This is a genomic window from Halomonas sp. Cn5-12 (assembly GCF_021532545.1).
GTDB classification, from domain to species: domain Bacteria; phylum Pseudomonadota; class Gammaproteobacteria; order Pseudomonadales; family Halomonadaceae; genus Vreelandella; species Vreelandella aquamarina.
In genome coordinates, this window is sequence record NZ_JAKGAY010000006.1 from 26800 (window position 1) to 47186 (window position 20387).

At 56.5% G+C, this 20387-nt stretch carries 20 protein-coding genes and 5 tRNA genes; 11 read left to right on the top strand and 14 right to left on the bottom strand.

Features of this window, described 5'->3' with window-relative positions; translation table 11 throughout:
* Positions 1-38 precede the first annotated feature (38 nt).
* From L1249_RS05215 to uraH, 5 genes are all read right to left on the bottom strand, one after another.
* A complete protein-coding gene (locus L1249_RS05215) occupies positions 39-863 on the bottom strand; it encodes a bifunctional allantoicase/(S)-ureidoglycine aminohydrolase (RefSeq protein ID WP_100732247.1) in 825 nt (274 codons plus the stop codon).
* A 14-nt stretch (positions 864-877) separates the two neighbouring features.
* On the bottom strand, positions 878-1804 hold the full coding sequence (puuE, locus tag L1249_RS05220) for an allantoinase PuuE (protein WP_044628690.1): 927 nt from the start codon (positions 1802-1804) through the stop codon (positions 878-880).
* A 264-nt stretch (positions 1805-2068) separates the two neighbouring features.
* Complete coding sequence (locus L1249_RS05225; RefSeq protein WP_235253431.1) at positions 2069-2785, bottom strand: GntR family transcriptional regulator; 717 nt, start codon at positions 2783-2785, stop codon at positions 2069-2071.
* A 24-nt stretch (positions 2786-2809) separates the two neighbouring features.
* On the bottom strand, positions 2810-4009 hold the full coding sequence (locus L1249_RS05230; protein WP_089675526.1) for a urate hydroxylase PuuD: 1200 nt from the start codon (positions 4007-4009) through the stop codon (positions 2810-2812).
* 11 nt (positions 4010-4020) lie between these two features.
* Positions 4021-4374 (bottom strand): hydroxyisourate hydrolase, encoded by a 354-nt coding sequence (uraH, locus tag L1249_RS05235; RefSeq protein WP_044628693.1) that lies wholly within the window; start codon positions 4372-4374, stop codon positions 4021-4023.
* Positions 4375-4512: 138 nt separating this feature from the next.
* Between uraH and uraD the strand changes: the two genes are divergently transcribed.
* Complete coding sequence (uraD, locus tag L1249_RS05240) at positions 4513-5058, top strand: 2-oxo-4-hydroxy-4-carboxy-5-ureidoimidazoline decarboxylase (RefSeq protein WP_235253432.1); 546 nt, start codon at positions 4513-4515, stop codon at positions 5056-5058.
* A gap of 110 nt (positions 5059-5168) precedes the next feature.
* Here uraD and L1249_RS05245 read toward each other — a convergent pair whose 3' ends face one another.
* The 3 genes from L1249_RS05245 to L1249_RS05255 form a co-directional block, all read right to left on the bottom strand.
* Positions 5169-5531, bottom strand: a complete 363-nt coding sequence (locus L1249_RS05245; protein WP_235253433.1) for a phasin family protein — start codon at positions 5529-5531, stop codon at positions 5169-5171.
* Between the two features lie 176 nt (positions 5532-5707).
* Complete coding sequence (locus L1249_RS05250; RefSeq protein WP_235253434.1) at positions 5708-6397, bottom strand: glutathione binding-like protein; 690 nt, start codon at positions 6395-6397, stop codon at positions 5708-5710.
* A 78-nt stretch (positions 6398-6475) separates the two neighbouring features.
* A complete protein-coding gene (locus tag L1249_RS05255) occupies positions 6476-7168 on the bottom strand; it encodes a glutathione S-transferase family protein (RefSeq protein WP_044628697.1) in 693 nt (230 codons plus the stop codon).
* Between the two features lie 363 nt (positions 7169-7531).
* Between L1249_RS05255 and L1249_RS05260 the strand changes: the two genes are divergently transcribed.
* From L1249_RS05260 to L1249_RS05280, 5 genes are all read left to right on the top strand, one after another.
* A complete protein-coding gene (locus L1249_RS05260) occupies positions 7532-9223 on the top strand; it encodes an L-lactate permease (protein WP_062360612.1) in 1692 nt (563 codons plus the stop codon).
* Positions 9224-9425: 202 nt separating this feature from the next.
* Positions 9426-10925 (top strand): glycolate oxidase subunit GlcD, encoded by a 1500-nt coding sequence (gene glcD / locus L1249_RS05265; RefSeq protein ID WP_235253435.1) that lies wholly within the window; start codon positions 9426-9428, stop codon positions 10923-10925.
* Between the two features lie 17 nt (positions 10926-10942).
* Entirely contained in the window at positions 10943-12043 is a 1101-nt protein-coding gene (glcE, locus tag L1249_RS05270) for a glycolate oxidase subunit GlcE (RefSeq protein ID WP_058577159.1), read from the top strand.
* Between the two features lie 14 nt (positions 12044-12057).
* On the top strand, positions 12058-13290 hold the full coding sequence (gene glcF / locus L1249_RS05275) for a glycolate oxidase subunit GlcF (protein ID WP_139526394.1): 1233 nt from the start codon (positions 12058-12060) through the stop codon (positions 13288-13290).
* A gap of 81 nt (positions 13291-13371) precedes the next feature.
* Entirely contained in the window at positions 13372-13773 is a 402-nt protein-coding gene (locus L1249_RS05280) for a GlcG/HbpS family heme-binding protein (protein WP_235253437.1), read from the top strand.
* Between the two features lie 166 nt (positions 13774-13939).
* On the opposite strand, the gene L1249_RS05285 is transcribed toward L1249_RS05280, so the two are convergent.
* The 6 genes from L1249_RS05285 to L1249_RS05310 all read right to left on the bottom strand — a co-directional run bounded on the left by L1249_RS05285 (position 13940) and on the right by L1249_RS05310 (position 15361).
* A tRNA-Asp gene (locus L1249_RS05285) sits at positions 13940-14016 on the bottom strand.
* 68 nt (positions 14017-14084) lie between these two features.
* A tRNA-Val gene (locus L1249_RS05290) sits at positions 14085-14160 on the bottom strand.
* A gap of 51 nt (positions 14161-14211) precedes the next feature.
* Positions 14212-14288, bottom strand: a tRNA-Asp gene (locus L1249_RS05295).
* Positions 14289-14327: 39 nt separating this feature from the next.
* Positions 14328-14404, bottom strand: a tRNA-Asp gene (locus L1249_RS05300).
* Positions 14405-14450: 46 nt separating this feature from the next.
* A tRNA-Val gene (locus L1249_RS05305) sits at positions 14451-14526 on the bottom strand.
* 70 nt (positions 14527-14596) lie between these two features.
* Complete coding sequence (locus L1249_RS05310) at positions 14597-15361, bottom strand: alpha/beta fold hydrolase (protein ID WP_228219496.1); 765 nt, start codon at positions 15359-15361, stop codon at positions 14597-14599.
* Between the two features lie 164 nt (positions 15362-15525).
* Here L1249_RS05310 and ccoN point away from each other — a divergent pair, with 164 nt between their 5' ends.
* The 5 genes from ccoN to ccoG all read left to right on the top strand — a co-directional run bounded on the left by ccoN (position 15526) and on the right by ccoG (position 20386).
* Positions 15526-16950, top strand: a complete 1425-nt coding sequence (gene ccoN / locus L1249_RS05315) for a cytochrome-c oxidase, cbb3-type subunit I (RefSeq protein ID WP_213262159.1) — start codon at positions 15526-15528, stop codon at positions 16948-16950.
* Positions 16951-16969: 19 nt separating this feature from the next.
* Positions 16970-17578 (top strand): cytochrome-c oxidase, cbb3-type subunit II, encoded by a 609-nt coding sequence (gene ccoO, locus L1249_RS05320; protein ID WP_016916188.1) that lies wholly within the window; start codon positions 16970-16972, stop codon positions 17576-17578.
* Positions 17579-17581: 3 nt separating this feature from the next.
* Entirely contained in the window at positions 17582-17800 is a 219-nt protein-coding gene (locus tag L1249_RS05325) for a CcoQ/FixQ family Cbb3-type cytochrome c oxidase assembly chaperone (RefSeq protein ID WP_044628705.1), read from the top strand.
* Positions 17797-18726 carry a cytochrome-c oxidase, cbb3-type subunit III gene (ccoP, locus tag L1249_RS05330; protein ID WP_044628706.1) on the top strand — a complete coding sequence of 310 codons (930 nt, stop codon included), beginning with the start codon at positions 17797-17799 and terminating at the stop codon, positions 18724-18726. Before L1249_RS05325 ends, ccoP begins: the two co-directional genes overlap by 4 nt.
* A gap of 223 nt (positions 18727-18949) precedes the next feature.
* Positions 18950-20386 carry a cytochrome c oxidase accessory protein CcoG gene (ccoG, locus tag L1249_RS05335; RefSeq protein WP_228168332.1) on the top strand — a complete coding sequence of 479 codons (1437 nt, stop codon included), beginning with the start codon at positions 18950-18952 and terminating at the stop codon, positions 20384-20386.
* The last annotated feature ends 1 nt before the right edge of the window (position 20387 follow it).

The window sequence follows — 20387 nt, forward strand, 5'->3', positions numbered from 1 at the left end:
TCATCCTAACGAGTATTAGTTGTGGTGGGCTTCCCAACTCAGATTTTGAGCGCCGCATGGCGGTTAACGTCTTTGTACAACAGGTAGCGGAACGGGCCAGGGCCACCGGCGTAGCACGCCTGAGGGCAGAAGGCGCGTAGCCACATAAAGTCGCCCGCTTCCACTTCGACCCACTGCTGGTTCAAGTGATACACCGCTTTGCCTTCAAGTACGTAGAGGCCGTGTTCCATCACGTGGGTTTCATCAAACGGAATCACGCCGCCCGGCTGAAAGGTGACGATATTGACGTGCATATCGTGGCGCACGTCGTTAGGGTCGACAAAACGCGTCGTGGCCCAGCGGCCTTCGGTGCCCGGCATTTCGATCGGTGCAATCTCCTGCTCATTGGTCACGAAGGCTTTGGGCACTTCCAGACCTTCTACATACTCGTAGGCTTTGCGCACCCAGTGGAAACGCACCGGCTCGCGGGTTTCATTGCGCACCTGCCAGTGGCTGCCAGGTGGAATAAACGCGTAGCCACCCGGCCCCATCGTATGGCGCTCACCCGCTAAAGTGAGCGTTAACTCACCCTGCACAATAAACAACACGCCTTCCGCCTGGGGGTCTAGCTCAGGCTTATCGCTACCGCCCTCAGGCTGCACTTCCATGATGTACTGGGAGAAGGTTTCCGCAAACCCTGACAGCGGACGCGCCAGCACCCATAACCGAGTGCCCTCCCAAAACGGCAGGTTGCTGGTCACGATATCGCGCATCACGCCTTTGGGAATCAATGCATAGGCTTCGGTAAAGACCGCACGGTCAGCGGTGAGTTGGGTTTGCGGCGGGTGACCGCCGGAGGGGGCGTAGTAAGTCGTTTTATTCATTATGATGCTGCCTTTTAACGAGTCGGTGCCGGATGATGCTCCGCCCAGTGGCGGGCGATATCCACCCGGCGTGCTACCCACACTCGGTCGTGGGCTTCAATATGGTCTAAGAAGCGCTGCAGTGCGCGGAAGCGCCCCGGGCGGCCCAACAAACGGCAGTGCATACCAATTGAGAGCATCTTCGGCGCCTCTTCCCCTTCGGCGTACAGTACATCAAAGGCGTCGCGCAGGTAGGTAAAGAAGTGGTCCGCCGTATTGAAACCTTGCGGAGCAGCAAAGCGCATGTCGTTGGTATCTAAGGTGTAAGGCACGATCAGGTGGTTATGCTCAGCCCCCTGGCTATCGCTCACCTTGGTCCAGAACGGTAGGTCGTCGCCGTAGTAATCGCTGTCGTAAAGGAAACCACCTTCGTCCAGAATTAAACGGCGCGTATTGGGGCTATCGCGCCCGGTGTACCAGCCTTCAGGCTTTTCACCGTACAAGCGCTGGAAGATCTCCATGGCTTTTTGCAGATGTTCGCGCTCGACATGCTCAGGAGTTTCTTGGTAGTGAATCCAACGGTAGCCGTGGCACGCCACTTCATGGCCAAGCTCTTTAAACGCCTGGGCCACATCCGGATGGCGCTCTAGCGCCATCGCCACCCCAAATACGGTCAGTGGCAACCCACGGCGCTCGAACTCGCGCAGAATACGCCACACGCCAGCGCGGGAGCCGTACTCGTAGATGGATTCCATGCTCAAATGGCGGTCTGGATAGCTGGCCGCGCCAATAATCTCGGACAAAAACTGCTCCGAGCCTGAATCACCGTGCAGCACACAGTTCTCGCCGCCCTCCTCATAATTAAGCACAAATTGAACGGCGATCTTGGCCTTGCCTGGCCAGTTAGCGTGGGGCGGCGTGCGACCATAGCCGATTAAATCGCGGGGGTAATGAGAGGTCATGAACAGGCTCCTTAACAGAGGCAGAGCGTTTTAGTTTGTATACAAAACAGCCATTTTGAACAACCATCGCAATTCGACTCAGGGCTAATTAGTTGAGATAACGACGATTTTAGGCGTAATAGCGCGCTAACCCATTGAAACCTGAACACTTGGTCAACTCTACGAACGCCAACCCATCGCATGAAAGGGCTTGCGCATCGCAGAAAAGCGCTCTATTTTTGTATACAATATAGAAAATATTACAGCTGAGCAGATGCGTCGTCGCTAAACACCAAAAATCTGCTGCAGATCCGGTACATTCTCTTCCTCTTCAACCATGGAGAGCGAGGCTTCGATGGCTTTGAGGTGGCGGCTCATAAAGGCTTTGGCACGCTCGCCGTTGCCGGTTTCCAGGTAGCCAATCAGGTCATCGTGGTCGTGGGATTCGCAGCCTAGGTGGCCGCGCTGGCCGTAAACGGCGAGGATCAGCGATGAGCGCGAGCAGAGGCGTTCAACGAATTCCGCCAGGGTGGCGTTGCCGGAAAGCTGCGCGAGACGCACGTGAAAATCCGCCGAAAGACGAATCGCCACACTCTGCTGGCCGCTGCGTAGAGCTTGGCGTTCCTCACGTGCCATGTCGCGAAGCTCCGCTGCCGCCGCGGCGTTCATTCGCCTGGCCACATCGGGCATGAGGCCACACTCGATCAACTGGCGGGCATCGAACACGTCTTTCGCTTCATCGGCAGTGGGGCGCGTCACGCTAGCCCCACGACGCGGGGTCAAGGTAACAAGCTGCTCCAGCGCCAGCCGCTGAAGGATCTTACGAATCCCCGTGCGGCTAATACCGAATACTTCCGCTAGCGCATCTTCACGCAGCCGAGCGCCGGGCTTAAGGCGCTGCTCCACAATCGCATCGCTCACCGCCCGGTAAATCGCTTCGTGGCGCTCATCGCCCTCTTTGTCAGAAGGCCTCCGCTTTAACGCCGCCTGCGCATCACTCATAGTGTCTCCTGTCTGCGACTCTGATTACTCCTCCCAGGCCGCAATGATATCGCGCTCTTCGTCACTCATGTTGGTGATATTACCAAGCGGCATGTAGCGACTGCCAACGACCTGTTGGATTTGCGCTTTGTGACCAAGAATATCGTCCCAGCTATCAAAGGCATAGCCTGCAGGCGGCGCGGAGAAACCGGCATGCTCGGGGTTGCGGGCATGGCACTGGGTGCAGTGTTGCTCAATCAATCCAGATATCTGCGCTTGTGTGGGCGCACCGCCAGTGCTTTCTGCGATGCTACTTGGGCTGGGCGCGGCCACCCAGAACGCGAGCAAAATCAGCCCAACGCCTACTGCAGGGTAGGCAGGCTGAATGTTACCGGCATGCATCAGTACAAAGAACTGACGAATCAGCGCTCCGGCAAAGATAAACAGCACCATTACCACCCAAGAGAGCTCGTGGGCGTAGATAAAGGAGTAGTGATTACTCACCATCAGCAGCACCACGGGGAGCGTGAAGTAGGTGTTGTGCACCGAACGCTGCTTGCCGCGCTTGCCGTCTAGTGGGTTGGGAGCCTCGCCCGCCTTCATGGCTTTCACCATGCGGCGCTGGCCGGGAATGATCCAGAAAAAGACGTTGGCCGACATAGCCGTGGCCATTACCGCGCCGGTGAGCAGAAATGCCGCCCGCCCAGTAAACATCTGGGTGCTTAAGTAGGCCACCACCACCATCATCACCGCTACGGCAATACTCAGCAGTCCATCGCGCTCCATGTTGGGGCTGATGCGCTTACATAGCTCGTTATAAACCACCCAGCCGCCTAGCAGGAACCCAAGCGCCAGCAGATTGGCCTGCCAACCGGTAAGGTTAGCCGCCCAGGCCCAGTTGCTGTCCGGGTTCACTAAGTAGAAACCGGGGTTCACCATGTAGAGAATGACGAACAGCGCAAAACCCGATAGCCACGTCGTATAGGCTTTCCAGAACGACCAGTGCAGGTCGTTGGGCAGCTTGGCCGGGGCCGTGGCATATTTCTGGTTATGATAGAAACCGCCACCATGTACAGCCCACATCTCGCCAAAAACACCCTTTTCACGATCTTCAGCGGCTTTGGGAGTGCGCAGGCCGTTATCCAGCATCACGAAGTAGATCGACTCGCCGATCCATGCAATCGCTGCGATCACGTGTAACCAGCGCAGCAGTAGATTCACAAACTCGATGATATACGCTTGCATGCCTAGTCCTCTTAGCTACCACGGTAAGTGGAGTAGCCGTAGGGCGAAAGCAGCAACGGTACATGATAGTGCTGGCTTGCATCGGCCACGCCGAAGCGCAGCGGAATAACGTCTAAAAAGCGCGGTTCAGCGGCTTCTACCCCTTGAGCGCGCAGATAGTCTCCAGCGTGGAACACAAGCTCATACTCGCCTGGCGTTAGCGCATCGCCTTTTAAAATGGGGGCATCGCAGCGGCCATCGCTATTAGTGACGGTGGTGCCTAAATGCTCGCGGCTGCCGTCCGCTAGCCGAAAAACCTCAATGGTAATGCCTTGGCCGGGCTGTCCTTTGGCGGTATCCAGCACGTGGGTAGTTAAGCGTCCCATCGTCACTCCTTACATTGGCGGGGTTGTTGGTGTTATGGATGGAGGGTATGTGTAGAGCTTGACCTATTGGTCAAAGAGTACCGTTGATGCTATTTATTGTATACAGCATTTCCCTTTTCGCACGCCTGGAGAGTTTTTGTGCCGACCGCTACCCCACTCACATTATCCCCTGCCCCCAGCCAATGCAGCCTGGAAGACTTCGTCGCCCACTATGGCGATGTGTATGAGCACTCGCCCTGGGTGGCAGAAGCCGCTTGGCACCAGGGCCTGCGTCCTAAACATGACAACCCTGACGCGCTAGCCGAACTGATGGGTTTAATGCTGCGTCAGGCAACGCCCGAGCAGCAGATTGCCGTTATTCGGGCCCACCCCGATCTAGCGGGTAAGGCCGCACTGGCGGGAGAATTGACGCACGACTCCACCAGCGAGCAGGCAGGCGCAGGGCTCGACCAGTGCTCGCCCGAGGAATTTTCCCGCTTTGAGCAGCTCAACGCGGCCTATAAAGAGAAATTTGGCTTTCCGTTCGTCATTGCGGTGAAAGGACTGAACCGCTACGACATCCTCGCGGCATTCGAAGAGCGTTTGGAGAACGGCTTGGCCCAAGAGCGTGAAACCGCGATTCAACAAATTATTCGTATTGCACGCTTCCGGCTCCGAGCACGCGCTAACGAGGCCTCGCTATAATCGCCACGCCTCCTACTAACCAAAAAAACATGCTAAGTAACAAGTACGCAAAAAAATGCCGCGTCCTGGAATAATTCCAGGCGCGGCATCTTTTCACTCAAGCGGGATAATTACTGCTTGGCAGTCTCTACCGCTTTCTTGGTCGTTTCTTCGGCCATTTTCTGGCTGTCTTGCATGAAGCTCTGGCTGATAGAAGTGACTTTTTCAGAGTCGCCTTTCATGCGCTCCATCAGATCGGCAGCAGTTTTTTGCTGGCTCTCCATCGCTTTTTTGAAGCTGTCCGCGTCTTTTACGTCTACGTCTAACCACGTGCGCGCTTGGGCAATGGTCATGTCGGAGTAGGCACGGGCTGCATCCATCTGCGCGCCGACCAGCTGCTCGTAGTAGTTCAGTGCCGCCAACGTGTAGGAACGCATGGGGGACACGAATACCGACTCGAACTGCTGACTGGTTTTCTCTGCGGCCTTGTTCATCACGCAATCTCCTTGAGTGAGCTAGCGATTCGACCCGCGCCGAGGCAGGCCGGTAGTGGGCGTTTGCCGTTGCTACCCACAAAGCTAGCAGCGATTTTTGTGCAGCGCAACATGATTTTCAACATGCTGCGCTTGCCACACTTTCGCCCACTCAAAGACCAGAAAAAGCCGTTGGATTAACGGTTGCCAAACAGATGTTTACGAGCTTCATCATCCATCGTGATGCCCGCTTGGGGATTGATATCTTCCACTAGCGCGTAGGCTTTACGCACCGCCGGGCGTTGCGATACCTCTTCGAACCAGCGTTCAAGATCGGGGAACTCTTCCAAGGTTTGACGCTGCTTCTCCCAGGGCACAATCCAGGGGTAGATCGCCATATCCGCAATGGAGTAGCGGTCGCCGCCAACATAATGCTGCTGAGAGAGTCGTTGATCCAGCACGCTGTAGAGCCGGTTGGTCTCGCGTACATAGCGCTCTATGGCGTACTCAATTTTCTGCGGTGCGTAGTGGCAAAAGTGATGGTTCTGGCCCGCCATAGGGCCAAGCCCACCCACCTGCCAGTGCAGCCACTGCAGTACCACATAGCGTTCTCGCCCTTCTGCTGGCAGAAATTGCCCTGTCTTATCGGCGAGATATTCAAGAATCGCACCTGACTCAAACAGCGCCATCGGCTGGCCGCCGTCTTGGGGGGAGTGGTCAACAATGGCGGGAATGCGGTTATTAGGAGCAATGGTTAGAAACTCAGGGTCAAACTGCTCGCCGCGGCCAATGTTAACGGGCTTAACACGGTAAGCCAGCTTTGCCTCTTCAAGCATGATGGAGATTTTATGGCCATTCGGGGTTGTCCAGTAATACAGGTCAATCATTGCCATCTCCTTTCACACTAACGGACTACGCCGTTAGTGTTGCCTGTGGGTGTAAGGCGGCCATGGCCGCCTTACCTGTTATAGATCACGAATCGTCATGGCTTGGCCAGCAGCTGCATCATGCACCTCTAGCATACGCGCAAACCACGCTGCTACAGGGTCACTTTCTTCCACGAGCGGCTCGGTAGAAACGGTATAGGCCCACATCATGCTGCCAAACAGCAAGTAATCCGCACCACTGGGCGTTTCACCATCCAAAAATAGACTCTCTTTCAGTTGAGCGCTTACCGGTACCAGTGCCTGTTTAAGCTGCTGACGCCCCTGCTCCGGATTGCTGACGGCTTCTAAGGTAGCGCCAAAACGCGCCTCCCGGGTTTTACGGAAGTAAGCGCGGTCATCAGGGTGAATCGCCTCTAGGAGATCCAACACCACAATCTTGAACAGCGCAGGCGTAATGCTTCGCTCTACCAGCTGTTTAAAAAACATCACGCGCTGAAGGCTTACACCCTCGCCCAGCACCGGGGCTTCGGGGTAGGCGCGGTCCAGATAGCGCATGATCTCGAAGCTATCGGTCACTACCGTGTCGCCATCGGTCAACACGGGTACTTTGTCGTAGTTGGCAAACGCCAGCGCCTCTTTTTCTTGGAAACGCCAGGCTACTGTTGTGTAGTCCAACCCTTTATGGGCAAGCGCCATACGTACCCGCCAGCAATAAGGCGAAAAGCGTAGGCGCTCATCACGGCCGCACAGGTCATAAAGTGTTATTGCCATATTGTTAGTTCTCCTTTTTTACAGGGGTCAATCCGCCACCTACAGTGAGTCTAAGTGGTTAGCGACACAAGCGACGTTCGTAACCCACCGCGCGAAGGCCTGCTGCACTGTCTATTAGTCTAATGACTGTTGCTGTATTAACACTCTGATACAATGTTTAAAACATCTTAAAAACAACACGTTAAATTAAAACGACCGCTTAAATTATGCTCAAAACGGCCCACGTCAACTGGTAAGACCAATTTTCCAATGTAGTCATTCTGCCCGCCTAACCGTATCTTTCACGCTGACCCAACTATCATTGAAATGACACGTTGGCTTTCGCGGAGCATACCAAATCAATAACAAGGGGCCGTTCCTCCCATGAATGAAACTATACTCGCTCTACTGGCATTTCTGCCGCTATTGCTGGCTGGGATTTTGCTCATAGGCTTTAAAGTCCCGGCCAAGATAGCGATGCCGATTGTCTTCCTCACGGCGGCCATTATTGGCCTAACCGCCTGGGATATGTCGTTTAGCCGCGTGGCGGCATCCACCGTACAGGGGCTTATCCAGACCGCTGGCCTGCTGTGGATTATCTTCGGCGCTATCTTGCTGCTCAACACGCTAAAGCACTCGGGCGGTATTACTGCCATTCGTAACGGCTTTTCGGGCATTAGCCCAGACCGTCGCGTACAGGCGCTGATTGTTGCTTGGCTGTTTGGCTGCTTCATCGAAGGCGCGTCCGGTTTCGGTACGCCCGCTGCCGTGGCAGCGCCACTAATGGTAGCGCTGGGCTTCCCGGCTCTGGCGGCGGTGGTCGTGGGTATGATGATCCAATCCACGCCAGTGTCGTTTGGCGCCGTGGGTACGCCTGTTGTGGTGGGTGTGGGTAGCGGCTTAAACCGTGCCGACATTACCGCGCAGCTAGAAGCGAACGGCTCTACTTGGGACGTGTTTTTCCAGCAGGTGACCAGTTCGGTGGCGATCACCCACGGTATCGTGGGTATTTTGATGCCGCTAATCCTCGTACTGGTAATGGTGCGCTTCTTCGGTGCCAACCGCTCTTGGAAAGAGGGGCTCTCGATTGCACCATTCGCCATCTTCACGGGTGTCTCTTTCGTGGTGCCTTACATGCTGGTGGGCGTGCTGCTTGGGCCGGAATTCCCTTCCATGATTGGCGCGATGGTGGGCTTAGCGATTGTGGTGCCTGCTGCACGTAAAGGCTTCCTGCTGCCCAAAGATACCTGGGACTTCCCAGAATCGACCGCTTGGCCGGATGAGTGGATCGGCAACCTGCAAATCAAGCTTGACGATGTGGCCGGTAAAGCACCGATGTCGACCTTTAAAGGTTGGGTGCCTTACGTACTGCTCGCTCTGTTCCTGGTAGCCTCACGCACCATCGAGCCGCTCAAAGCTGCGTTAACCTCCATCAACCTGAACTGGGCCAATATCTTCGGCGAAGCAGGCGTGAGCGGTGGCATCCAGCCTCTCTACCTGCCCGGCGGTATCATCCTAGCGGTCGTGCTGGTGACCTACTTCCTGCACCGCATGAACCCGCGCCAGCTAAGCGCTGCAGTATCCGAGTCGACCAAAACCATTTTTGGTGCGGGCTTCGTCCTGATCTTCACTGTGCCGATGGTACGTATCCTGATCAACTCCGGCGTCAACGGCGCGGACCTGGTCTCGATGCCCGTCATGATGGCGCAAGCGGTGGCTAACGGTGTGGGCGGCATCTACCCGTTCTTTGCCCCCGCTGTGGGGGCCATGGGCGCCTTTATTGCAGGCTCCAACACGGTGTCTAACCTAATGCTGGCGGAGTTCCAGTTTAGCGTGGCCGAAACGCTGGGGCTGTCCACAGCCATGATGGTGGCACTGCAAGCCGTGGGTGCTGCCGCAGGTAACATGATCGCAATTCACAACGTCGTGGCGGCGTCGGCTACTGTTGGCCTACTCGGCCGCGAGGGCACCACCATTCGTAAAACGATCATCCCGACCATTTATTACCTAGTCTTTGCTGGCATTATCGCGCTGATCGCGTTTTATGTCCTTGGTGTTACTGACCCGTTGATGTAAAGGGCCTCTTTACCTCATTGGTCATCACCCGCTGGGTAGCCCTAGGGCTACCCAGCACTATATTAAAAAGATGTATTTTACCTGACCGACCACTCCTCAAGTACTTTATGAAAAACAATTCCAAAACCACTCATACGTTATGGAAGTATTTTCCATAAAGTGATTAGATAGCCATCTATCCTCCTCATCCATAGGAGTTAACATGAATATCCTTTTCGACGAGCGCCTCGATGGCGAGCTTGTCCACCGTGATAAAGCTGACGTACTCAGCGACCTGCAAGGCGCTGTCCCCTCTTTGACGCTATTGCATCGTGAGGAGGATTTACGTCCTTTCGAGTGCGATGGCCTCGCCGCCTATCGCGTGCTGCCCATGTTGGTGGCCCTGCCGGAAACGTTGGAACAGGTCGAGGGCCTGTTAAAGCGCTGCCATGCACTGGGCGTACCCGTGGTGACCCGGGGCGCAGGCACCGGCCTTTCCGGCGGCGCACTGCCGCTTGAGCAGGGCGTGCTGCTGGTTATGTCGCGGTTCAACCAAATTATTACCGTTGACCCCGACGCGCGCATTGCCCGCGTTCAGCCTGGGGTGCGCAACCTTGCCATTTCCGAGGCGGCCGCCCCTTACGGGCTCTACTACGCCCCCGACCCCTCCTCACAAATTGCCTGCTCGATTGGCGGCAACGTGGCTGAAAATGCAGGCGGCGTGCACTGTCTGAAGTATGGTCTTACCGTGCATAACGTCATGCGCGTGGATGTCCTGACCATTGAAGGCGAGCACATGACGCTGGGCTCTGAAGCCCTGGATGCCCCCGGTTTCGACCTTCTGGCTTTGATGAACGGTTCAGAAGGCATGCTTGGGGTGGTCACGGAAATCACCGTGAAGCTGCTGCCCAAGCCACAAACCGCCAAAGTGCTGATGGCCAGCTTTGATGATATTGAAAAAGCGGGCCGCGCGGTGGGCGACATCATTGCCGCAGGCATTATCCCCGGTGGCCTGGAAATGATGGATAAGCTCGCCATCAAAGCCGCCGAAGATTTCATCAAGGCAGGCTACCCCGTGGAAGCCGAAGCCATTCTGCTCTGTGAGCTGGATGGTGTGGAAGCCGACGTGGACGACGATTGCGACACCGTGCGCCGCGTACTGGAAAAGGCCGGAGCCACTAACATTCAACAGGCGCGGGACGAAGCCGAGCGCGCCAAGTTCTGGGCCGGACGCAAGAATGCCTTCCCTGCCGTAGGCCGCATGTCACCCGACTACTACTGCATGGATGGCACCATTCCCCGCCGCGAGCTGCCGCGCGTGTTGAAAGGCATTGCCGCACTTTCAGAAGAGAGCGGCCTGCCCGTGGCCAACGTATTCCACGCGGGTGACGGCAATATGCACCCGCTGATCCTGTTCGATGCCAACAAAGAGGGTCAGCTTGCCCTGGCGGAAGACGTAGGCGGCAAGATCCTGGAGCTATGCGTGGCCGCCGGTGGCTCGATTACCGGAGAGCATGGCGTTGGGCGCGAAAAAATCAACCAGATGTGCAGCCAGTTCCAGCCCGATGAGCTGACGGTCTTCCACGCGCTAAAAGCGGCGTTCGACCCCAAACGGCTGCTCAACCCAGGGAAAAATATTCCCACCCTGGCGCGCTGTGCCGAATTTGGCGCGATGCATGTGCATAACAACGAGTTACCGCATCCAGAACTGCCACGCTTCTGATGCTATAAGGATCGACCATGACCGAACTAGCGATACACGCTGCCGACCGAGATATCGCCAATGAGCTGTGCGAACAGGTTCGTAGCGCCTACCACGACCGCACCCCGCTACGCATTGTAGCGGGCAACACCCGGGCCTTTTATGGCCGCCCGGTGGAAGGCACGGAACTCAATGTCGCAGCGCATAGCGGCATCGTCTCTTACGACCCTATCGAACTCGTCGTCACGGTACGGGCAGGCACCCGCCTGAGCGCGCTGAACGCGGCACTGGCAGAAAAACATCAAATGCTGCCTTTCGAGCCACCGATCTTTGGCGACGCCAGCACCATTGGCGGCGCGGTGGCCACCGGCATGTCCGGCCCTCGCCGCCCTTGGGCAGGTGCCGCACGGGATTTCGTGCTGGGCACCCGGGTGATCACCCAGGAAGGCAAACTGCTGCGCTTTGGCGGCGAAGTCATGAAAAACGTGGCCGGCTATGACCTGTCCCGCATGATGGCAGGTGCCCAGGGCACGCTGGGCGTGCTGGCCGATATCTCGTTTAAGGTGCTGCCCATACCCACCGCCAGCCACAGCCTGCGCCTTGAAATGAGCTTGCAAGATGCCTTAGCGAAGCTCTCTGAGCTTGGCCGCCAGCCGCTGCCTATTACCGCTGCGGCATGGCACGCAGGTGAGCTGTTTATTCGGCTGGAAGGGGGTGAAAGCTCCGTCAAGGCCACGAAAGAGCGCCTAGGCGGTGAAGAACTGTCTGCGGATTTCTGGCAACAGCTGCGTGACCAGCAGCATGGCTTTTTCAGCCTCAATGAAGGGCAAGCACTGTGGCGCCTCTCGCTACCGCCCCATACCCCAGCGCTAGAGCTCGCCGTTGATGAAAGCGATATCTTCTATGATTGGGGCGGCAGCCAACGCTGGGTGAAAACCGCACTACCCGCAGACACGCTGCGCGATGCATGCCAGAAGGCCGGTGGCCACGCTACCTGCTACACCCCGCATGCCCAAGGGGGCGCGGAGTCACCGTTTACTCCGCTGAATGCTGTGGTCGAGAAGTACCACCGCAACCTGAAGGCCGAGCTGGATGCCCACGGCATTTTCAACCCTGGTCGTCTTTATGCGGCATTTTAATCAGGAGAGCTGACATGCAGACGCACTTTACCGATGCCGACCGCCAGAAACCGCATATCCAGGAAGCCGAGCGCATTCTGCGCACCTGCGTACACTGCGGCTTTTGTAACGCCACCTGCCCTACCTATCAGCTACTGGGCGATGAGCGAGACGGACCGCGCGGGCGCATCTACTTGATGAAAGAGTTGCTGGAGAGCCGCGATGACGATGACCAAGTCACCGAAGAGACTCGTCTTCACCTCGACCGTTGCCTAACCTGCCGCAACTGTGAGACGACCTGCCCCTCTGGCGTGGAGTACCACAAACTTTTGGACATTGGCCGCGCCGAAATCGACCGCCGCGTGCCGCGACCAGCCGCCGAGCGCGCCCAGCGCTATGCGCTGCGCAAAATGCTGGTGGATCCGAAACGCTTCAAAGCGCTACTAACGCTAGGGCAAACCTTCAAGCCCCTAGTGCCCGGCAAACTGCGTAGCAAAATGCCGCCCGCACCGGTCGATGCAGGCCAGCGACCCAACAGCCAGCGCCATGCCCGCAAGGTGTTGATTCTAGAAGGCTGCGTGCAGCCCGGCCTGTCGCCCAACACCAACGCAGCCACGGCGCGCCTGCTCGACCGTTTGGGCATTAGCGTCACACCGATTAGTGAAGCTGGCTGCTGCGGGGCCATCGACTTCCACCTCAATGCCCAAGAGGCGGGCCGCGAGCGGATGCGCGCCAACATCGATGCCTGGTGGCCGCAAATCGAGCAGGGCGCCGAAGCCATCGTACAAACCGCCAGCGGCTGCGGCGCGTTCGTCAAAGAGTATGCTGACATGCTCAAGGACGACCCCGCCTACGCTGAAAAGGCCAAAAAAGTCAGCGCACTGGCGAAGGATATCGTCGAAATACTGCGCGACGAGCCGCTCGAGGCGCTGCAGCTTAAAGAGCACCAGCGCTTAGCCTTCCACTGCCCCTGCACGCTGCAGCACGCCCAGAAACTCAACGGCGCAGTGGAAGGCGTGCTTAGCAAACTCGGCTTTGCACTCACGCCCGTGAAAGATGCCCACCTGTGCTGCGGCTCGGCAGGCACCTACTCGGTCACACAGCCAGAGCTCGCCACTCAGCTGCGCGATAACAAGCTGAATGCGCTAGAAGCAGGCAACCCTGAGGTGATTGTGACCGCCAACATCGGCTGTCAGACCCATCTCGCCAGCGCCAACCGCACGCCGGTACGCCACTGGGTAGAAGTCGTAGACGCTGCCCTGGTATAACCCTGTACACTCGCTGCGCTTTCACAACGTATTAACGGTTGGGCGCAGCGCTTTAATCCCTATGATAAGAAGGATCCTTTGATGCAAACCAAAGCTGTTTTAGGCCAAGCCGACGTTATCCAAGTTCTCGACGCTGCCCAGAAAGAAGCTGACAACAACGGATGGCCGGTCACCATTGCCGTTACTGACGATGGTGGCCACCTACTGGCACTGCGCCGTTTAGACGGTGCTGCCCCGTTCAGCGCCGATGTCGCTACCCAAAAAGCGCGTAGCGCGGCCCTGGGTCGTAAAGAGACCCAAGTGTTTGAAGAGATGATTAACGGTGGCCGCACGGCGTTTGTCTCTGCGCCGCTACAGGGTCTGCTATCTGGCGGCGTGCCGATCATCGTGGATGGCCAAGTCGTCGGCGCTGTTGGCATTTCTGGCGTCAAGCCAGATCAAGACGTGCAAATTGCCAAAGCAGGCGTCAGCGCAATCGCCTAACGCTTCCATAGCAAGTAACAAAAGCAAGTAACAGCACCGTGCAGCTCATTGACTGCACGGTGCTGTTAGCGTGTTATGTACGCGCAATAAAAAAGCCCGAATCTATGATTCGGGCTTTTTTGGAATTTTTTCGGCTTTATCTTAATGACTGCCGACAGGTGCTTAATGGCGGACCGGACGAGACTCGAACTCGCGACCTCCGGCGTGACAGGCCGGCATTCTAACCGACTGAACTACCGGTCCACTGTAAGACACATAACCATTCAACAGACAATTTAAGCGGTTCAGAGGCGCATAAATGTGAAACTGAATGGTGGGTGGTACTGGGTTCGAACCAGTGACCCCCAGCTTGTAAGGCTGGTGCTCTCCCAACTGAGCTAACCACCCGGGATATTGAAAGCTTATCGCTTATCAATATAACTACTTATTAAGTTATCGTGGCGGACCGGACGAGACTCGAACTCGCGACCTCCGGCGTGACAGGCCGGCATTCTAACCGACTGAACTACCGGTCCGAATAGCGATAACTTAGCGCATGCAAATAAACATAATGATGGCGGACCGGACGAGACTCGAACTCGCGACCTCCGGCGTGACAGGCCGGCATTCTAACCAACTGAACTACCGGTCCGCATATACATCAGTTACCGCATCACGTTTCCAGGGCACCAAATCAATGGTGGGTGGTACTGGGTTCGAACCAGTGACCCCCAGCTTGTAAGGCTGGTGCTCTCCCAACTGAGCTAACCACCCGCTGGTCACGTGGCGCTGCATTCTACAGAAGCCTGTTGGAATGTCAACACGTTGTGTTTAAATTTTTGATTTAAACCAGCGTGCTGCACGTTCTCGCGGCAACCGCTAACTGAGCGCGGACGAAGGATGCCGCAACTATGGCTGCTTCGTCAATCAAAACTTGCTGATTTACTCCAGAACTTCGTCGTGGCTTAAAATCATGGTCGCCATCGGTTAGCCAATGAACGTGTAGGGAGTCAGGTAAAGCGTAGTGGGCCACCTCATCACGAGAGCCAAACGGATCACGCTCACCTTGCAGAATCAGCATAGGCATAGAGATGTCAGGAAAATGATCGGTGCGAAGGGAGTCGGGCTTTTTGGGTGGGTGAAACGGATAGCCTGCCGCAATGACACCTGCGACACCTGCACAGCGATGCTGGCTGGCAAAGAGCGATGCCACACGCCCGCCCATGGATTTACCCCCAACCCACAAAGGCGAACCACTGCTTGACGCCAGCAGGGCATACCAAGCGGCAAAGTGTTCCAGCGTTTTCTTGACGGGAGGCGGAGGCCGGCGCTTTGCTTCCTCGCTCATCTGCTGCATATAGGGGAAATCGATCGCCCACACTTGTAGCCTCTTGCTGGCCAGCATCGCGGCAAATTGCCGCATAAACTCGGATAGGTGGCCTGCCCCGGCGCCATGAGCTAGCAGAATTCGCCCCAGCTCAGGGATGCCCGAGACGCTCACCGGGCCAACCCCCTCCACGAGAAACCGCTGAACAGCGGGGCTGGCGGTGCGTTCACGCAACGCCTCTGGGGTGATGGCCTCAAACCCAAGATCAGCGTAATAGGACACCCAGCCCTCCTAATAATTCAACGTTACATCCATTGGCGTGTTCAGCTTAGGGCGCGGCTGCGATAGAATCTAGGCCGGATCTTGACCTGCATCATCAAGCGGGTGGCCGCATCCGTGCAAAATGCCACGGGTTACCCCCTAACCGCGTTCGATGGGAACATGAAATGAGCACAGCATTGGAACACCCGACCTACAATTACAAGGTAGTTCGGCAGTTCGCGATTATGACCGTTGTGTGGGGCATTGTAGGTATGGCGCTTGGCGTTATCCTTGCCTCCCAACTGGTCTGGCCGCAGCTGAACCTCGGCCTACCTTGGACTAGCTTCGGGCGCCTGCGTCCGTTACATACTAACGCCGTTATCTTCGCCTTTGGTGGCTCAGCGCTTTTTGCGACGTCCTACTACGTCGTACAGCGGACCTGTCAGACACGGCTGTTCTCTGACAAGCTCGCAGCGTTTACCTTTTGGGGGTGGCAAGCGGTCATCCTGTCTGCAGTAGTAACGTTGCCGCTGGGCTACACCACTACTAAAGAGTACGCAGAGCTTGAGTGGCCGATCAATATACTGCTGGCAGTAGTATGGATCAGCTATGCGATCGTCTTCTTAATGACGATTAAGAAACGCACCACGTCGCACATTTATGTGGCGAACTGGTTCTTTGCTGCGTTTATTCTGACCGTTGCCGTTCTACACATTGTTAATAACGCCGCACTTCCCGTCACGCCTATGTACTCCACCTCGATTTACGCAGGTGCTGTCGACGCCATGGTGCAGTGGTGGTATGGCCATAATGCGGTCGGCTTCTTCTTGACCGCAGGTTTCTTGGGCATGATGTACTACTTCGTACCGAAGCAGGCAGAGCGTCCGATCTACTCCTACCGTCTGTCTATCGTCCACTTCTGGGCGTTGATCATGATCTACATGTGGGCAGGTCCTCACCACCTGCACTACACCGCGCTACCCAACTGGGCGCAGTCACTGGGTATGATTATGTCGATCATTCTGCTGGCACCTTCCTGGGGTGGCATGATCAACGGCATGATGACCCTGTCAGGCGCTTGGCATAAGCTGCGCACCGACCCAACGCTGCGCTTCCTGGTAGTAGCTCTGTCGTTCTACGGCATGTCGACCTTTGAAGGCCCGATGATGGCGATCAAGACCGTCAACGCGCTGTCGCACTACACCGACTGGACCATTGGGCACGTACACGCTGGCGCACTTGGCTGGGTAGCCATGATCACCATCGGCTCCATGTACCACCTGATCCCGCGGGTCTTCGGTCGCACCGAAATGTACTCCGTCAGCCTGATCGCCGTGCACTTCTGGCTGGCCACCATCGGTACCGTACTGTACATCGCCGCCATGTGGGTCAACGGCATCATGCAGGGCCTGATGTGGCGCGCCATCAACGCCGACGGCACGCTGATGTACACCTTCGTGGAGTCTGTTGAAGCCAGCGGCCCCGGCTACATTGTCCGCATGATTGGCGGCCTTTTCTGGGTAACCGGCATGCTGATTATGGCGTTCAACGTGTACATGACCGTCAAGCGTCGTGAAGCCATCAGCCTCACTGCGCCGCAAGCCGCTTAAACCGGGGAAGTTCAGACCAATGAAACATGAGATTGTCGAAAAGAACGTTGGCCTACTCGCCGTCTTGATCCTGGTTGCGATCAGCTTTGGCGGCCTGGCCGAAGTTGTGCCACTGTTCTTTCAAAAGGATACGACGGAGCCCGTGGAGGGGCTGCGCCCGCTAAGCGCGCTGGAGCTGGAAGGTCGAGACATCTACCGCCGCGAAGGCTGCGTGGGCTGCCACTCCCAGATGATTCGCCCGTTCCGCGCCGAAACCGAGCGCTACGGCCACTACAACGTTGCTGGTGAGCAAGTATACGAGCACAACTTCCTGTGGGGCTCCAAGCGTACTGGGCCAGACCTGGCGCGCGTAGGTGGTCGTTACAGTGATGATTGGCACCGTGCCCACATGTACAACCCGCGCGATGTCGTGCCCGAGTCCATCATGCCGGCTTACCCCTGGCTGTTCGAGCGCACCCTGGATGGCGAAGCGACACCGCGCAAGATGCGTGTGCTGCGTCAGCTGGGCGTTCCCTACACCGATGAAGATATCGCCAACGCCACCGCCGAAGTACGCGGCCAGCAGGAAATCACTGCGCTGGTGGCCTATCTACAACAGCTAGGAACCGTGCTCGAGGGCACTCGTTAAGTTATGGATACGGGAACTTTCCGCGGCCTTATCACGCTGATTTTGATCGTCGCTTTTATCGGTATCTTTTTCTGGGCCTACTCCAAGCGTCGCAAGCCAGACTTCGACGAAGCGGCTAACTTGCCCTTTGCCGACGATGATGAGCAGCCGACCCGTGACAAGCATGCTTCGACAGAACACGAAGCGGATTCCCGCCACGACAGGGGAGATAAGAATAGATGAATAATTTATGGGGTGACTCCCTATCCAGCTTCTGGAGCGCCTGGATCATCGTCATCACTTTGGGCACGATCGCGCTAAGCGTTTGGATTTTGCTAGCCAACCGCCGCACCGATAAAACCCCAGATGCTGATGGCAATATCGAAACCACTGGCCACGCGGCTGACGGAATTGAAGAGTATGACAACCCACTTCCGCAGTGGTGGTTTAAGCTCTTTATCCTGACCGTCGTATTTGCCCTTGGCTATCTGGTGCTCTACCCAGGCCTGGGTAACTACGCAGGCATACTGGGCTGGTCCCAGGAGAGTCAGTGGGAAGAGGAAGTGGCCGACGCCGAAGATCGCTTTACGCCAATTTTTGCTCAGTATCAGGAAGTGCCTATCCCCGAGCTGGCGCGTGATGGTGAAGCCATGCAGGTGGCCGAGCGTATCTTCTTGAACAACTGCGCTGTGTGTCATGGCTCGAACGCCCAGGGCGGCTACGGTTTCCCCAACCTGACCGACGATGACTGGCTATACGGTGGCGAACCCGAGAACATTCTGACCACGCTCAACAACGGCCGTAACGGCCTGATGCCGTCCTGGCAGCAGCTGGGTGAGAACAACATCGAAAACCTGACTCAGTACGTGCTGTCGCTCTCCAACCTGGAGCACGACGAGGAGCGCGCAGCCAGCGGTGAAAGCACCTTCCTGGCCGCTTGTGCCGCCTGTCACACGCCCAGCGGCACCGGCAACACGGCACTCGGCGCGCCCAACCTGACCAACGATATCTGGCTGTATCAGGCACCGGGGCAGAGCGTTGCCGACTCCATTCGCCAAACGCTGCGCAATGGCCGTAACGGCCACATGCCTGCCCAGGCGGCGTATATCGGTGAGGAACGCGTCCATCTCGTCGCCGCTTACGTGTATAGCCTGCGCTTCAACGACTAGTCCCGTTGACAGGCGTTTAACGCAAGCGTAAACGAAGGGGTGCGGTTACATACCGCACCCTTTCTACATCTAACGACCGCTCAGCCGCCCGACGATCCGTTACACTATTGCTAGTCATGTGCGATCAACGACTCGGCATAACACAACGCAACCGGCACTGTGTGCTGACGTCGAGTTTGCCGGGCTGATGTCCACTCCTGCCTATTGAGCTGCGATCACCGCCATGGAAAAAATACCTAGCCACGATATTACGCCGCCAACCGTTGGGCACCACACGCCTGGTGAAACAACTACTCAAGAGATGTATGCCAAACGGCGACACATCTATGTACGAGAAATCAAAGGGCTGTTTCAAAAGGTGCGACGCAGCGCCAACTGGGCGCTGATGATGGGGTTCTTTCTGCTGCCCTGGTTAAACTGGGGCGACCGCCCTGCGGTGTGGTTTGACTTAGCGGGCCGAGAATTTCATATCTTTGCCGCCACGTTTTACCCTCAAGAGTTTGTTCTTCTGTCGTGGCTGCTGATTATTTGCGCCTTTGGGCTATTTTTTATTACCGTTTTTGCGGGGCGGGTATGGTGCGGTTACACCTGTCCGCAAAGTGTTTGGACATTTCTCTTTATCTGGCTTGAACACCGGATCGAAGGCTCGCGCAACCAGCGCATAAAGCTAGACAACCAACCGATGAATGCCAATAAAGCCTGGCGTAAGGGCGCGAAGCATACCGCTTGGCTGCTGATCGCTCTGGCAACCGGTGTGACGTTTGTAGGCTACTTTACGCCGATTCGTGAACTTGTCATGGAGCTTCCCACTCTAGAAGCCCACGGCTGGTCCTATTTTTGGGTTGGGTTCTTTTTAGTCTTTACCTACCTCAACGCAGGCTGGCTGCGTGAGCAGGTATGTATTTATATGTGCCCCTACGCCCGCTTCCAGTCGGTCATGTTTGATCGCGATACGCTGATCGTCTCTTACGACGAAGCGCGAGGCGAGCCACGTGGTAGACGTAAGAAATCACTTAGCCATACGCAAGCGCGAGAAGCGGGCTTGGGAGACTGTATCGACTGCGAACTCTGTGTGCAGGTCTGCCCCACCGGCATTGATATACGCGACGGCCTGCAATACGAGTGCATCACATGCGCCGCTTGCATCGATGCCTGCGACAGCGTGATGGATAAAATGGGCTACCCCAGAGGACTTATTCGCTACACCACTGAAAACGCGCTGGAAGGCAAGAAAAGTCATATTCTTCGCCCGCGCTTGATTGGCTATTTCGTTGCTTTGGTGGTGATGATGGCGACTTTTGCCTGGGCAGTTAATGACCGTACCCCGATGAGCTTTGACGCTGAGCGCGAGCGTACTCAGCTCTACCAAATGACCCGTGACGGGCAGATCAGCAACGTCTACAGCCTGACTGTGCGCAACCTGGACTCCCAAGATCACACCTATGATATTAGCGCGGCAGGCTTACCTAATTTGCAGTTGGATAACACCTCGCTGCGTGTACCTGCGGGTGAATCACGCACTCAGGTGATTACCGTACTGGCCGACCCAGCGTCGTTAAGCGAGCCCAGCCACGCGATTACGTTTACGCTGCAGGCGCAGCAAGATGAGCAAATTCGCCAGACCCGCGAAACGCGGTTCTTGAGCGACATTAGGAGATAAA